The following is a 15424-nucleotide window of genomic DNA, read 5'->3' on the forward strand; positions in this document are numbered from 1 at the left end:
TGCCGAAGCACGGTTTATCAGTCGCCTGCCGGCAGCTTTTGTGTCGCCTGTCCGCCGCATCTCAACCGCCTGTCAACCGCTTGCCGCGCGCTTCCCAGTCGCTTTTTGATGAGTGACTTGCCGCTCCGCACGCAGCGTGACGTATCGCGATCAGTGCAACTGCCGGTAGATCTGCTCGGCAAGCGCCTGCGAAATTCCTTCGACGCTCGCCAGATCCTCGACGCTGGCCGCGACCACCCCGCGCAGACCGCCGAAGCGCGCCAACAGCCGCTGACGCCGCTTCGCGCCCACCCCTTCGAGCTCTTCGAGCCGCGAGGTCTGGCGAGTCTTGCCGCGCTTCGCGCGCATACCGGTGATGGCGAAACGGTGCGCCTCGTCACGAATTTGCGCGACCAGCATCAGCGCCGCGCTTTCCTTGCCGAGTTCGAGCGCCGCGCGGCCGTCCGCGAAAATCAAGGTTTCGAGACCGACCTTGCGTCCCTCGCCCTTCGCGACACCGACCAGCATGCCGGTATCGAGACCCAGTTCGGTGAACACCTGGCGCGCGATTTCGACCTGACCCTTACCACCGTCGATCAACACGATGGTCGGCAGGATGCCGCCGGCCGCAGCCGGTTCCGCGGCATCCGTTGCGAGCGCAGGATCCGAGGCCGCGTCGCTTTGCAATTCGGCGGCTTCGTCCGCGGCGTTCGCAGCCGCCTGCGCGACCATCTTCTCGTAGCGGCGCGTCAGCACCTGGCGCATCGCCGCGTAGTCGTCACCCGGCGTAATGCCGGTGATGTTGTAGCGGCGGTATTCGGACGACTGCATCTTGTGATGGTGATACACCACACATGACGCCTGCGTCGCCTCGCCCATCGTGTGGCTAATGTCGAAGCACTCGATACGCAGATGCGCGAGGTCGTCGCACTCCATGCCGAGCGTGTCGGTAAGCGCGCGCGTGCGGGCCTGCTGCGAGCCTTGTTCCGAGAGCAGGCGTGCGAGCGCGAGCCGCGCGTTCTGCTCGGCCATTGCCAGCCATGCGCGCCGTTGGCCTTGCGGCTGGCGCAGCACCGTTACCTTGTGGCCGGCCTGTTCGATCAGCACATCGACCAGTTCGCGCGTGGCCGGCGCGTGGCTGACCACGAGCACTGGTGGGACGCGATTGCCGATGTAGTGTTGCGCGATGAACGCCTCCAGCACTTCAGATTCGATGCCGCCGACGGTTGCACGGCCTTTGCGTGGCGCCGAAGGCTCGACTTCGGACTCGGACTCGCCCGCATCACCCTCTTCATTTTCGGCCTCAAGGGCAGCATCTGCCTCGTCATCATCCTCTTCGGACGGCATCTCCCCGGCGATTGCGAGCGCGTCAGCTGCATCGGACAATGCGTTCACGCCATTTGCGGCCTCGTCAGACACCAGGCCCGCACCGCTCGCGACGTCGACCAGCAGTTCATCGTCGCCGCCTTGCTCAAGCCCGCCCTCGGCAACCGTCAATGCGCTTTCCACGTGCGACGGAAAATACGCCTTGTCGCCCAGATGCCTTCCGCCGCGCACCATCGCGAGATTTACGCACACGCGCCCGCCGAGCGCGACCACCGCGAGAATATCCACATCGCTATCGCCGCCGACTTCGATCGCCTGCTGATGCAGCACCGTCGACAGCGAGCTCATCTGATTGCGCACCGCCGCGGCCTGCTCGAACTTCAGCTCGCTCGCGAACGCGTGCATTTTCTGCTCGAGCTCCTTCATCACCTCGCCCTGCCGGCCGAGCAGAAAGCGCGACGCGTTGGCGACATCGCGCGCGTAATCTTCTTCGCTAATCGCCGCAACGCACGGCGCCGTGCAGCGGCCAATCTGATGCAGCAGACACGGCCGCGTGCGGTTGTTGAACACGGAATCCTCGCACGTGCGCAACTGGAAGACGCGCTGCAGGATCTGGATGCTTTCGCGCACCGCCCACGCACTCGGGAACGGCCCGAAGTACTGATTCTTGCGATCCACCGAGCCACGGTAGTACGCCATGCGCGGAAACTTGTGACCGGTCAGCTTGAGATAGGGATACGACTTGTCGTCGCGAAACAGGATGTTGTAACGCGGCGCCAGCGCCTTGATCAGGTTGTTTTCGAGCAGCAGCGCTTCAGCCTCGGAGCGCGTAACGGTCGTCTCGATGCGCGCAATGCGCGTCACCATCATCGCGATGCGCGGCGACAGTTGCGTCTTCGTGAAGTAGCTCGAGACGCGCTTCTTGAGATCGCGCGCCTTGCCCACGTAAAGCACCGCGCCCTGCGTATCGTAATAGCGATAGACGCCGGGCAGATGCGGCAATTGGGCGAGCACTTTTTTCGGCTCGAAAACGTCGGTTGCTTCGGGTTCGGTCATGCAGAATCGGTTAGCTGGGACAGTGTCGCGAAGCCTCTGCCCACGCGCTGCGCGCTGAGTGGTCACTGAGGCGCGGAACCGGGGACGAGTGCTTTAGAATCGCCAGTTTAGAGCATTCCGCGTGCGTTCGAACCCTGCTGCATCGAATGGTGTGATGCACAGGTAGAAGCCGACGGCTGAAGCCGATTGCGTCATCCGTCAGCAAAACCCCGCAGAACCCGACCGCACCACCTGTTCCACTCTGCGACCACGCCACCATGTCCTCCGCTTCCTTCGTTACGCCCGTCTCCGAACAACCCGCGGCCGCGCCCACAGGGATTGCCTGCGACATCTTCTGCGCGGTGATCGACAATTTCGGCGACATCGGCGTGTGCTGGCGTCTCGCGCGCCAGTTGGCAAGCGAGCACGGCTGGCAGGTGCGTGTGTTTGTCGACGATCTGCATGCGTTCCAGAAACTGTGCCCGTCGCTGGCGCTGGATCGCGCGCGCCAGGCAGTCGGCGACATCATCGTCGAGCACTGGCACGAGCCGGCCCACGCGGGCGATACGCTCGAAGTGGCTGACGTCGTAATCGAGGCATTCGCCTGCGAGTTACCGCCGATCTACGTCGCCGCAATGGCGCGGCGCGAGCGCGTGCCGGTCTGGTTCAACCTCGAATACCTGAGCGCCGAGGACTGGGTCGCGGATTTCCATCTGCGGCCGTCGCCGCATCCACGCTACCCACTGACCAAGACCTTCTTTTTCCCAGGACTCGGTCCCAGCACCGGCGGCGTGCTCAAGGAACGGCCTCTCGACGCCGCGCGCGCGGCCTTCGAGGCCTCGCAACCGGCGCGCGCAGCGTGGTGGCTGAAGACCACTGGCCGTGCGCCGCCGCCGGCCACGGCCACGGTCGTCTCACTGTTCGCCTACGAAAACCCAGCTATCGACAGCCTGCTCGAACAATGGCGCGACAGCGTTGAACCAGTCGTTCTGCTGGTGCCGGAAGGCCGCATTTCGGGCTCGGTCGCGCGCTTTTTCGGGTTGCCGTCGTTCGCTGCCGGTTCGCATGCCGAGCGCGACGGCCTCAGCGTTCACGCGCTCGCTTTCACCGAGCAACCGGGTTACGACAAGCTGCTGTGGGCCAGCGACGTCAATTTCGTGCGCGGTGAAGATTCGTTTGTGCGCGCCCAATGGGCCGCCAAACCCTTCGTCTGGCACATCTACCCCCAGGCCGACGACGCCCATCTGCCAAAGCTCGATGCCGCGCTCGCCCACTACGCCCGCACCCTGCCCGCCGACGCGCGGGACGCCCTCACGCGCTTCTGGCACGCATGGAACGGCGCGGGCCGGCCGGACTGGGCGGAATTCCAACGCCACCGCTCGGTGCTGAAGCAGCGTGCGGCCGAATGGGCCGGCGAACTGGCCCAGGTGGGCGACCTCGCCGGAAATCTGGCCTTGTTCGCAAAAACTCAGTTAAAATAAGCGGTTATCCAACGGCCGACGACGCAAACGCGGCCCGATCGTGGCGAAGTTTGGCAAATTCGTTTGGCAAATTCGTTTAGCCAATTCATCTGGCAGACTCGTCTTGCAAATTCGTCTGGCAAATTCGCCAGGATAACGGGGCCAGACTCACGGGGCCAGACTCACGGGGCCAGACTCACGGGACAGGACCCACGGGCCAGACCAATTCGCAAGGCAAACCCGGCAGGCCAATCCGCTTGCGCCGTCTGCCGTTGAGCAAAAGTTGAAGCTACTAATTTCGTACAGGACAGTTTTATGAAGACCGCACAGGAACTCCGCACCGGCAACGTCGTAATGATCGGCAGCGACGCGATGGTCGTGCAAAAGGCCGAATACAACAAGTCGGGCCGTAACTCCGCCGTCGTGAAGATGAAGTTCAAGAACCTGCTGACCGGCGCAGGCATGGAAAGCGTGTACAAGGCAGACGACAAGTTCGACGTCGTCGTGCTGGAGCGCAAGGAAGTCACGTACTCGTACTTCGCTGACCCGATGTACGTTTTCATGGACGCCGACTACAACCAGTTCGAAGTCGAAGGCGAAATGATGGGCGACGCCCTCCATTACCTCGAAGACGGCATGGCTTGCGAAGTCGTGTTCTACAACGAGAAAGCCATTTCGGTCGAACTGCCGACCACGCTGGTCCGTGAAATCATCTACACGGAACCGGCAGTCAAGGGCGATACGTCGTCGGGCAAGGTGTTGAAGAACGCCAAGCTGACCACCGGTTTCGAACTGCAAGTGCCGCTCTTCTGCAGCATCGGCGACAAGATCGAAATCGACACGCGCACGCACGAGTACCGCAGCCGCGCCTAAGCGCCTGCAGCCTGAGTCCTGCGCCGGAGCAAGTCCGGCGCAGCGATAAATAAATGGCAAAAAAAAGCGCCCGCTTTGGGCGCTTTTTCTTTTTTGCGCCACCGTGTATGGTTGTGGAAATCTTTACCGGCCCTTTCTCAAAAATGCCTATCCGTCGCTCTTCTCTTCCTGCCTTGCGTCAAACAAACCATTGATAAGCTTAAGTAATTGGCTGTGGCACAGTCCATGCTTCTCCCTAATACAGGCCAGTAAGGCTTGATTCCCTCAACTCCGGAGATGCGACATGAATCACGACATCGCTGAAGGCAAGTGGAAGCAAATGGTCGGCAAGGCCAAAACAGCATGGGGTGAATTGACGGACGATGAACTGACCAAGGCAGAAGGCCGCGTCGACAAACTGGCCGGGCTGATCCAGGAGCGCTACGGTAAGACCCGCGAGCAAGCGGAGCTTGAGGTACGGCGTTTCTTCGACAGCAATCGGGATTTCTGACCGGTCGAATGAAGGAAATACAGGGGCCCGTCCATGCGTCACATCGCGTCAGGGCGGGCATCCATAGAAAAGCAAAGGACCAGAACTACGTGAGTCGAATCGCCCCAGATCCGCTTGCAGGTCGTGTTCCACGGCCTGCGTCGCGCCCATGCCAATTGAGCTGCGGCTATCCCGCCGCCGCGGCAGACGCTGCCCCCGCGGTCCGGCATTCGACCGGCAGTACCGGCCAGCCATCGCGCCCATGTCGCGCGCCAGAGTACCGGCGCGGCGTACCGGGTATTCCGTCCATCCAAAAATAGCGCTCGCCATGCCACACGCCCTGATTGTTGAAGACGATCCCAATAGCCTGTCAGGCCTGTCCGCCATCCTTGCCGCCGACGGCTTCTCCGTCGACACCGCGACCACCATCGCCGAGGCCCGGGCAGCATTGACGCGCTTTATCCCCGATGTCGTGCTGGTCGACCTGAATCTGCCGGATGGCAGCGGGCTCGACGTGTTGCAGCACCTGCCCGCGCATCCGCCTGGCGGCGCCCTGCCCGTGATCGTGATGACCGGCAACGCGACGGTCGAGAGCGCGATCGAAGGTCTGCGGCACGGCATCTGGGACTATCTGCTCAAACCGGTCAATATCCCGCGTCTGCGCAGCCTGCTCGCCCGGATTCCGCGTCCGTACGAGCTGACCGAAGAAGTTCAGACGTTGCGCGCGTCGCTGCGCCGACTCGGTCGTTTCGGCTCGTTACTCGGCCGCAGCGGCGCGATCCAGCATGTCTACGACACGATCGAACATATCGCGCCGACCGAAGCCGCCGTGCTGGTTTCCGGCGAAGCCGGCACGGGCAAGCAGATTGCCGCGCGCACGCTGCACGACATGAGCCGGCGCCGCAAAGGACCGTTCATCACGTTCGACTGTCGGACCGCGGGCAGCGTCGCGGCGCAACGCTCGCTCGACAGCCTGCTGTTCGGCCACGAGCGCGGCGCGTTCAGCGGTGCCGAGCAGCGCGAGCCTGGCCTGTTCGAGCAGGCCAGCGGCGGCACGCTGTTCATCGACGAAATCGCCGAACTGCCGCGCGCCCAGCAGGAAGCGCTGCTGCGCGCACTCGATTCACAGACCTTCATGCGGGTCGGCGGCGCGAATCAGGTGGCGACCGACTTCCGGCTGATCGCCTCGACGCGCAAAAACTCGCGCGCGGCGGTCGCCGACGGCAGCCTGCACGAGGACCTCGCGCTGCGCCTCGAAGCGGCCGCGATATCACTGCCGCCGTTGCGCGAGCGCGGCGACGATCCAACGCTGATCGCGCAAGCCGTCGTCGACGAGTTGAATCACGAAGCGACCACGCGCGGCAGCTCGGAAACGGCCAAGCAGGTCGGGCCGAACTTCCTGCGCGAGTGCCTCTCGTACGAGTGGCCAGGCAACGTGCGCGAGTTGCAGGATCGCGTGCGCCGGGCGTATCACGCATCGGGCGACGTACTGGAATCGTTGCGCGCCGATGAAGCGGGCTCGGTAAACGGGCGCGATCTGAACGGCAGCCGCGTGCAGGTCACCGTCGGCACGCCCCTCGCGGACGTCGAGGAAATGCTGATTCGCGCAACGCTTGATGCGGTCGGCGGCACGCGCCATCGCGCGGCGTCGCTGCTGGGGATCAGTCCGAAGACGCTGTACAACAAGCTGCAGCGGATGCGCCTGAACTGACCGGATGAGGTCGGCCTTACGGCGGGCTTGGCTTGAATGGAAAAACGGCGCCTGAAAGAGGCGCCGTTTTTTGTTCGATGCAAACGCTTGAGTTGTAGATCCGCTATCTACCGGTTGCTATTGGTTGTTACCGGTTGCTCACGCAAACGCACTGCGCAACAAAGTTTGCGCTTGCAGATACTGCGGCTCGGCGACCAGCTTGCTCCACTTAAGCGCCTTGCCGCGCGGCCGCATGCGCTTAAGCCGCTGCTGCGACTCCTTCGACGGCGTGAAGCGCAGCGCGTCCAGCACCTTCTCCGCTTCGTCCGGCTGATTGCAGATCAGCACCATGTCGCAGCCGGCCTGCAGCGCGGCGCTCGCGCCTTCCGTCAGCGTGCCGCCCTGGCGCGCGGCCTCCATCGAAAGATCGTCGCTGAAGACCGCGCCTTCGAAGCGAAGTTTTTTGCGCAGGATGTCCTGCAGCCAGACACGCGAAAAACCTGCCGGCTTCGAGTCGACCTGCGGATAAACCACATGGGCGGGCAGCACGGCCCCGAGCGACACATCGAGCCAGTCGTACGGCGCCGCGTCCTCGCGCAGGATCTCATCGAGCGAACGGTCGTCGACCGGCATCGCGACGTGGGAGTCCGCGTGCGCGAAGCCGTGTCCTGGAAAATGTTTGCCGCAATTGCTCATGCCGGCCAACGCAAGGCCGTGATTGAGGCTCTTCGCCAGCAAGGTCACGACGCGCGGATCGCGATGGAACGAGCGATCGCCGATCACCTGCGACTGGCCGTAATTCAGATCGAGTACGGGCGCAAAACTCATGTCGATGCCGCACGCGCGCAACTCGGCCGCCAGGATGTAGCCGACCGCAGTCGTCACCTTCGTGGCGTGCAGCACGTCGCTGTCCCACAGCGTGCCGAGCTTGCCCATGGCCGGCAGCACCGTGAAGCCGTCGGTGCGAAAGCGCTGCACGCGACCGCCTTCGTGGTCGACGGCAATCAGCAGATCGTCGCGAAGCGCGCGGATTGAATCGGTCAGCGCGATCAACTGCGCGCGGCTCTCGTAATGCCGGGTGAACAGGATCACGCCGCCGGTCATCGGATGGGCAAGGCGGCGTTTGTCGTCGTGGTTCAGCCTTGTGCCGACCACGTCGAGCATTACCGGTCCGGGAGTGAGTTTCATCGAATTCCGCTAGAAAAAGCTTGATGCAAAGAGAGACACGGCTGACGTGCGCCGCGTTCAGAATATATTTATTCGTCGCTGGCGGGTGCGTGGGGGGCGTCCGGCCCTCGCGCCACTTCCCCGGTTTCCGCAATCACAAACGACACCGCGTAATCGTGTTCGTCGCTGATCGTCACGCGCGCCGTGATGCCGCGCGCGTCGAGCCATTCGGCCAGTTCGCCCGACGCAACCACCATCGGTTCGCCGCTCGGTTTATTGAGCGTTTGCAGCGCGCGCCAGGTCATCGGCCAGTGCATGCCGAGGCCGATCGCTTTCGAGAAGGCTTCTTTAGCCGAGAACCGCGTGGCGAGAAACGCAAGACCGCGCGCCGCCGACCGCGCGTGGCGCGCGTGATACACGCGTAGTTCCTCCGGGCCGAGCACCTTCTCGGCGAAGCGGCCGTTGGTGCGTGTCATCACCGCGGCCACGCGGCTGACCTGCACGATATCCGTACCGATGCCGTAGATCGTCATGGGCGACGCCGCGGCTTTAAGCGCTCGCGCCGAGACGGGCGGCGACCATGATCGCCTTCATCTCGCGCACGGCGTTGTCCCAGCCGGCGAAGATCGCATGCGCGACGATCGCGTGGCCGATATTCAGTTCGACGATGCCTTCGATCGCGGCGATCTGCTGAACGTTGGTGTAGTGCAGACCATGACCCGCATTGACCTTGATGCCGAGCGTCTCGCCGAATTCGACGGCACGTACCACGCGCTCATATTCGCGCTGCTGTTCAGCGGGATCGTGCGCTTCGGCATAGCGACCCGTGTGCAGCTCGATCACCGGCGCGCCCGCTTCGTGCGCGGCGCGGATTTGCGTTTCGTCCGGATCGATGAAGAGCGACACACGCGAGTTCGCTTCCGCGAGTTGCTTGCATGCCGCACGCACCGCTTCGAACTGGCCGGCGACGTCGAGGCCGCCTTCAGTCGTCAGTTCCTGACGCTTTTCCGGCACGAGGCAAACATCGTGCGGCTGCACTTCACAGGCGATGTCGAGCATCTCCTGCGTGACCGCGCATTCCAGATTCATGCGCGTTTTCAAGAGCGGCCGCAGCTTGCGCACGTCGGCGTCGACGATATGGCGACGGTCTTCACGCAGATGCAGCGTGATCACATCGGCGCCGGCCTCTTCGGCCATCAACGCGGCGCGGATCGGATCGGGATAAGACGTGCCGCGCGCATTGCGCAGCGTGGCGACGTGATCGATGTTCACGCCCAGGTCAATCACATTCGGCGACGTAAGAAAGAAGCTCATAAGTTCTGCAAGTCGATCAGTATCTGGCGCGTCGCGAGCGGCGTGCCGCCAAGGTAAGTGTTGAGCAGAAAGCGCATCAGCGTTTTGCTTTGCGCCACGGTCTGCGCTCGATGGTAATCGTCCTTTTCCATATCGAGCAAGGTCTGTCCGGCAATCACCGGCCACTGCGCAGGCAGACCGTCGGACGCTTCACGCACGCCGCGCTCCGGGTCGAAAACGTAGCGGCCATCGGCCTGCACCGCTTTGCGCGCGACGGTGCGATCGAGCGCCATCGCATAACCGGTTTCCCGCAGCAGCACGCGCTCGAACGAACGCAGCACCTGCACCGGCGGTTCGTCATGTGCGAGGCGCGTCATCGTGACGACGTAGTGATGAAACAATTGCGGATGCGGGTCTTCGCGAGCGCAGAATTTGACCAGCAGTTCGTTGACGTAGAAACCGCAGAGCAGTGCGTCGCCCGCCAAAGGCAACATGCCGCCGACCCACTCGGCGCCGGTCAGCGTGCGCACTTCGGATTTGCCGGACCACGACAAGGCGAGCGGCTGGAACGTCTGCAGCACGCCGCGCAAGGCCGAGTGCGGGCGTTTAGCACCCTTCGCGACGAGCGCAAGACGGCCGTGATCGCGCGACAGCACGTCGATGATCAGACTGGTTTCGCGGTACGGATAGCTGTGCAGGACGAAGGCGGGTTGCTCCGCGATCCGGTAGTCGGAGGCAGAGGTGCGAGGCGCGCGGCGAGTCGGTGCTTTGCGGGGCTCGCCTTCGGCGCTTTGAACGGCCTGAGCGCTTTTCACACTCGATGAGGCTTTTTTGGTACTGCGAGCAGGTTTGGATGGCTCGCGTGCCGGCGCTGCCGGCGCCGAGTCGTCCGGGTCAGCGTCGGAATTCAGCGTCATCCACGCGTCATTCGTACCCATACGCGCGGAGTCCGGCTTCGTTGTCCGCCCAGCCGCTCTTCACCTTGATGAAGGTTTCCAGATACACCGGGCCGTCGAACAGCTTTTCCATATCAAGGCGCGCTTCGGTGCTGATCTGCTTCAGCTTGGCGCCCTTCTGGCCGATGATCATCGCTTTTTGCGTATCGCGCTCCACCAGGATGGTCGCGAAAATGCGGCGCAGACGCCCTTCGGTTTCGAACTTGTCGATCAGCACGGTGCTCGTGTACGGCAGTTCGTCGCCGGTCCAGCGGAACACTTTTTCGCGCAGGATTTCGGCCGCAAGGAAGCGCTCGCTACGATCGGTCAAATCGTCTTCGCCATAGATCGGTGCACCTTCTGGCAGGAACGGCTTGATCGTCGCCAGCAAACGCTTGATGTCGTCCGGATTTTTCGCCGACAGCGGCACGATCTCGTTGAACTGACGCAGCGCACTCACCTGCTGCATGAACGGATACAGCGAGTCCTTATCCGACACGCGATCGAGCTTGTTCGCAATCAGCAGCGTGGGCACCGACGGCGGAATCAGGTCGAGCACCTTCTGGTCGTCCGGGCCGAAGCGGCCGGCTTCGATCACAAACAGAATCGCGTCGACAGAACTCAGCGTGGACGTGACCGCGCGATTGAGCGAACGGTTCAGCGCGCCGCTGTGTTTGGTCTGGAAACCCGGCGTATCGACGAAAATGTACTGCGCGTCTTCAAACGTGTGAATGCCTGTGATGCGGTGGCGCGTGGTCTGCGCCTTGCGCGAGGTGATGCTGACTTTCTGGCCGACCAGCGCGTTCATCAGCGTGGACTTGCCGACGTTCGGGCGGCCGACGATCGCGACCATGCCGCAGCGAAAACCAGTGGGAGTGGGAGCGTTCATATTCGGGCTACGGCAGGTTCAGATCGACGCGCGGGGAATGGCGCGCCGATGGCAATCAATGGCCCGCATCGGCGACGCGGGTTTGCACCGCGTCGGCTACGCCGGGTTCGTGTTCGATAGGTGCCGGCACGTCAGGCGTGGGCACGGCTGCGCCGGGTGTGGTTTCACGGCTGCGGTGTTTGTCTGCGCTGCGGACGGCGGCGGCTTCCGGCTTTGCTTCGGCGGGCTTCGCGGCCTCTGATCTGATCTCAGCAGATTTAGCGTCCGGCTTGTCGGTTGACTTATCCGTCGCTGCCTTTTCAGGAGACCTGTCAGCTCTCTCAGCGCGCTCCGACTTGTCCTGTCCGCTGTACTCCACATGCGCGGCGCGAATCACAGCCAGCGGCGCGGACGTCGCAGTCAGGGTCGGCCGCTCGATTGCGGACTCCGCTACCGGCGTGGCGCGTGTGTCACCCCGTCCGGCCCCGCGCTCACTCTTACGATCCGGACTGCGCAAGTCGAGCGCGGCCTGTACGCCGGTCACGCCGGGCACGACCTCCTGCTCGGCATTCTTCGCCGCACGGGCGCCCTTTGAACGCTTGGGTTTGGCGACCACGGCGGGCGCGGCGGCCATGACTTCGTCGAGCGCCTTCTTGGCCGCGGCCTGCTCGGCCGCACGACGGCTTGCGCCGGAACCGGACACCTTGACGTCCAGCTTCGGCACCGTACATTCGACTTCAAATTGCTGATTGTGCGCCGCACCATGCGTCGCGACGACCGTGTAAGTAGGCAACGCGATCTTGTGGCCCTGCAGATACTCCTGCAGCAGCGTCTTGGCGTCCTTGCCGAGCGTGCGCGGGTCGATGTGATCCAGAATCGGCACGTAAAGGCGCTTGATGACCGTTTGGGCGGCATCGAACCCGCCGTCGAGGAACACCGCGCCCAGCACGGCTTCGAGCGTATCAGCGAGGATCGACGGACGGCGGAAGCCGCCGCTGCGCAGTTCGCCCTCACCGAGACGCAGGCCTTCTGAGATATTGAGGGCCTGAGCGATTTCGTAAAGCGACTGCTGTTTGACCAGATTGGCACGGACGCGCGACAGGTCGCCTTCGTCCAGTTTGCTGAAACGTTGGAACAAAAGCGCAGCCACCGCGCAATTTAGAACGGAATCGCCGAGAAACTCGAGCCGTTCGTTGTGCGTGGAACTGTGACTGCGGTGCGTTAAAGCCTGGCGCAACAATTCCGCATTGCGAAATTCGTAGCGCAGACGGCTTTCCAACGGAGATAGGGGCATGGGCAGAGTATAACGCGGGCGCCTGCCCCGGCGAAAACGCGGGACGGCCAGCGGAAAAAGCGTGGTGAAGCGACGTTACCGCGGATTCTTAAAGTAGCGTGAGAACACGCCGCGACTAATTTGGCTTGGTGTGGGCCACCCGCGCGGCGTGTCGTGCAATCAAGGCATGCGTGCTCAGTGGAATGAGCCGATGCGTTTCAGATCGCTGAAGTTCATCCAGATGAAAAACGCGCGGCCGACGACATTCTTATCCGGCGCAAAACCCCAGTAACGGCTATCCGCGCTGTTGTCGCGGTTGTCGCCCATCATGAAGTAATTGCCCGGTGGCACTTTGCAGATCACACCGCGTGCGTTGTAGGTGCAGTTATCGCGATACGGATAATCTTCCGCGCCGACGATGAACGGCGGCACGGCCGGGTTGTTCAGAATAGCGTTCTTGCGGCCGCCGAGATCTTCTTCGAATTGCTTCGCGTAGCCGAGGCGCTCTTCGTCGAGGTAGTCAGGCAGAGGCGTTTCCGGCACCGGCTTGCCATTGATCGTCAGTTGCTTGTCCTGATAAGCAACGGTGTCGCCCGGCAGGCCGATCACGCGCTTGATGTAGTCGACGGATTCGTCTTTCGGGTAGCGGAACACCACCACATCGCCACGTTCGAGCGGACGGCCTTCGGTGATTTTCGTGTTGGTGATCGGCAGACGGATGCCGTAGTCGAATTTATTGACGAGGATGAAGTCGCCCACCAGCAGCGTCGGCACCATTGAGCCCGACGGAATCTTGAACGGCTCGACCACGAACGAGCGCACTACGAACACCACCAGAATCACCGGGAAAAAGCTCGCCGAATACTCGAGCCACCACGGTTGACGCAACTTGTCGTCACGCAGACGGGCACGTGTTTGCGCCGCATTTTCGTCGGCGAAACGCTCGCCGACACGTGCCTGCTGCCGGTCGAACTCAGCAACCACGGCTTCCGCCGCGCGCCGCCGTTGCGGCATGAAAACCAGTTTGTCTGCGACCCATGCGACGCCCGTCAAAATGACGAGCACAAAAAGAATCAGCGCAAAATTCATAGGGTTCCGTTGTTCGTCTTATTTGTCTTCGACACGCAGGATCGCGAGGAAAGCCTCTTGCGGAATCTCGACGGACCCGACTTGCTTCATTCGCTTCTTGCCTGCCTTTTGTTTCTCGAGCAGTTTCTTCTTACGGGAAATATCGCCGCCGTAGCATTTTGCCAGCACGTTCTTACGCAATGCTTTAATGTTCTCGCGCGCAATAATGTTCGAACCGATGGTGGCCTGAATCGCAACGTCGTACATCTGGCGCGGAATCAGCTCGCGCATTTTCGCCGCCACTTCGCGACCGCGATACTGGCTTTGCGAACGATGCACGATCACCGACAGCGCATCGACCTTGTCGCTGTTGATCAGCATGTCGACCTTCACGACGTCTGCCGCACGATATTCCTTGAACTCGTAATCCATCGACGCGTAACCCCGCGAGATCGACTTCAGACGATCGAAGAAATCGAGTACGACTTCGCCCATCGGGATTTCGTAGGTCAACTGCACCTGGCGGCCGCGATACTGCATGTTGATCTGGTTGCCACGCTTGTTTGTACACAGCGTGATCACCGCGCCGACGTACTCTTGCGGCATGTACAGATTCACGGTGACGATCGGCTCACGCACTTCCTCGATCTTCGAGGGCTCCGGCATCTTGGCCGGATTTTCGACCATGAGGATCGTGCCGTCGCGCTGCAGAACTTCGTACACCACGGTCGGCGCCGTGGTGATCAGGTCCATGTCGAACTCGCGCTCGAGACGTTCCTGCACGATCTCCATGTGCAGCAGGCCGAGGAAGCCACAACGGAAACCGAAGCCGAGCGCCTGCGACACTTCCGGCTCGTACATCAGCGAGGCGTCGTTCAGCTTCAGCTTTTCCAGCGAATCGCGCAGCGCGTCGTACTGATTTGCTTCGACCGGATAGAGGCCGGCGAAGACCTGCGGCTTCACTTCCTTGAAGCCCGGCAGCGGGTCGGCGGCCGGACGATTCACCAGCGTGACGGTGTCGCCCACCTTCGCGGCAGCCAATTCCTTGATGCCTGCGATGATGAAGCCCACTTGCCCGGCCGACAACGATTCGAGATTCTTCGACTTTGGCGTGAACACGCCGATGTGCTCAACCGGGTACTGCGCGCCGGTCGCCATCATGCGGATCTTGTCTTTCGGACGCAGCGTACCGTTCATCAGACGCACGAGCATCACGACACCGACGTAATTGTCAAACCACGAGTCGATGATCAGCGCTTGCAGCGGTGCTTCCGGATCACCCTTCGGCGGCGGCACTTTGGCGATCAACGCTTCGATCACGTCCTCGACGCCGAGGCCGGTCTTCGCGCTGCAACGCGTCGCGTCGGTCGCATCGATGCCGATCACGTCTTCGATTTCTTCGATCGCGTTCTCGGGATTCGCGGCCGGCAGGTCGATCTTGTTGAGCACCGGAATGACGTCGACGCCAAGCTCGATCGCCGTATAGCAATTGGCGACGGTTTGCGCTTCCACGCCCTGGCTTGCGTCGACGACCAGCAACGCGCCTTCACACGCGGACAGCGAACGGCTGACTTCATACGAGAAGTCGACGTGGCCCGGCGTGTCGATCATGTTCAGGTTGTAGATCTGCCCGTCACGGGCTTTGTACGTCAGTGCAGCGGTTTGTGCCTTGATGGTGATACCGCGCTCGCGCTCGAGATCCATCGAGTCGAGCACTTGAGATTCCATCTCGCGGTCGGACAAACCACCGCAGATCTGGATGATGCGATCGGCGAGCGTCGACTTGCCATGGTCGATGTGCGCAATGATCGAGAAGTTACGAATATGATCCATTCAGTGCCGATCAAGCGAAAAAGGCGCGCTCGGACAATAGCGGAGCACGCCTTGTAAGTAGGTGAAAAACCTATCTATTTTAGCCGAAAAGGCTATCGCCCGGCGCATCTTGCAAGGCTCGGGCGGAAAAGACGGCTCAGGAGAGGCGTGAAACG

At 62.2% G+C, this 15424-nt stretch carries 13 protein-coding genes; 4 read left to right on the forward strand and 9 right to left on the reverse strand.

Annotated features, from left to right (window positions below; all coding sequences use genetic code 11):
* Positions 1–150 precede the first annotated feature (150 nt).
* A complete protein-coding gene (gene uvrC / locus PQQ86_RS14175) occupies positions 151–2361 on the reverse strand; it encodes an excinuclease ABC subunit UvrC (protein ID WP_408267759.1) in 2211 nt (736 codons plus the stop codon).
* 257 nt (positions 2362–2618) lie between these two features.
* On the opposite strand from uvrC, the gene earP reads away from it, so the two are divergent.
* The 4 genes from earP (at position 2619) to PQQ86_RS14195 (ending at position 6853) form a co-directional block, all read left to right on the forward strand.
* On the forward strand, positions 2619–3821 hold the full coding sequence (gene earP, locus PQQ86_RS14180; protein ID WP_408267761.1) for an elongation factor P maturation arginine rhamnosyltransferase EarP: 1203 nt from the start codon (positions 2619–2621) through the stop codon (positions 3819–3821).
* A gap of 294 nt (positions 3822–4115) precedes the next feature.
* Complete coding sequence (gene efp / locus PQQ86_RS14185) at positions 4116–4673, forward strand: elongation factor P (RefSeq protein WP_097390005.1); 558 nt, start codon at positions 4116–4118, stop codon at positions 4671–4673.
* Positions 4674–4956: 283 nt separating this feature from the next.
* The gene (locus PQQ86_RS14190) at positions 4957–5163 is read left to right on the forward strand and encodes a CsbD family protein (RefSeq protein WP_408267764.1); all 207 of its coding nucleotides are present in this window, start codon (positions 4957–4959) and stop codon (positions 5161–5163) included.
* A 307-nt stretch (positions 5164–5470) separates the two neighbouring features.
* On the forward strand, positions 5471–6853 hold the full coding sequence (locus tag PQQ86_RS14195; RefSeq protein ID WP_408267766.1) for a sigma-54-dependent transcriptional regulator: 1383 nt from the start codon (positions 5471–5473) through the stop codon (positions 6851–6853).
* 138 nt (positions 6854–6991) lie between these two features.
* Here PQQ86_RS14195 and nagZ read toward each other — a convergent pair whose 3' ends face one another.
* From nagZ to lepA, 8 genes are all read right to left on the reverse strand, one after another.
* Positions 6992–8020: a beta-N-acetylhexosaminidase gene (gene nagZ, locus PQQ86_RS14200; protein ID WP_408267769.1), complete on the reverse strand. Its 1029-nt coding sequence runs from the start codon at positions 8018–8020 to the stop codon at positions 6992–6994.
* A 68-nt stretch (positions 8021–8088) separates the two neighbouring features.
* Positions 8089–8532, reverse strand: a complete 444-nt coding sequence (acpS, locus tag PQQ86_RS14205; RefSeq protein ID WP_408267772.1) for a holo-ACP synthase — start codon at positions 8530–8532, stop codon at positions 8089–8091.
* Between the two features lie 16 nt (positions 8533–8548).
* Positions 8549–9313 carry a pyridoxine 5'-phosphate synthase gene (gene pdxJ / locus PQQ86_RS14210; RefSeq protein WP_408267775.1) on the reverse strand — a complete coding sequence of 255 codons (765 nt, stop codon included), beginning with the start codon at positions 9311–9313 and terminating at the stop codon, positions 8549–8551.
* On the reverse strand, positions 9310–10230 hold the full coding sequence (gene recO, locus PQQ86_RS14215; RefSeq protein WP_408267777.1) for a DNA repair protein RecO: 921 nt from the start codon (positions 10228–10230) through the stop codon (positions 9310–9312). Before recO ends, pdxJ begins: the two co-directional genes overlap by 4 nt.
* Positions 10217–11116, reverse strand: a complete 900-nt coding sequence (gene era / locus PQQ86_RS14220; RefSeq protein ID WP_154560655.1) for a GTPase Era — start codon at positions 11114–11116, stop codon at positions 10217–10219. Before era ends, recO begins: the two co-directional genes overlap by 14 nt.
* Positions 11117–11171: 55 nt before the next feature.
* Complete coding sequence (gene rnc / locus PQQ86_RS14225) at positions 11172–12389, reverse strand: ribonuclease III (protein ID WP_408267780.1); 1218 nt, start codon at positions 12387–12389, stop codon at positions 11172–11174.
* Positions 12390–12563: 174 nt separating this feature from the next.
* Positions 12564–13457, reverse strand: coding sequence for a signal peptidase I (gene lepB, locus PQQ86_RS14230; RefSeq protein ID WP_408267783.1), 894 nt, complete (start codon positions 13455–13457; stop codon positions 12564–12566).
* A gap of 18 nt (positions 13458–13475) precedes the next feature.
* On the reverse strand, positions 13476–15269 hold the full coding sequence (lepA, locus tag PQQ86_RS14235) for a translation elongation factor 4 (protein ID WP_408267786.1): 1794 nt from the start codon (positions 15267–15269) through the stop codon (positions 13476–13478).
* Positions 15270–15424 lie beyond the last annotated feature (155 nt).

The organism is Paraburkholderia sediminicola, from assembly GCF_046026675.1.
GTDB lineage: Bacteria > Pseudomonadota > Gammaproteobacteria > Burkholderiales > Burkholderiaceae > Paraburkholderia > Paraburkholderia sediminicola_F.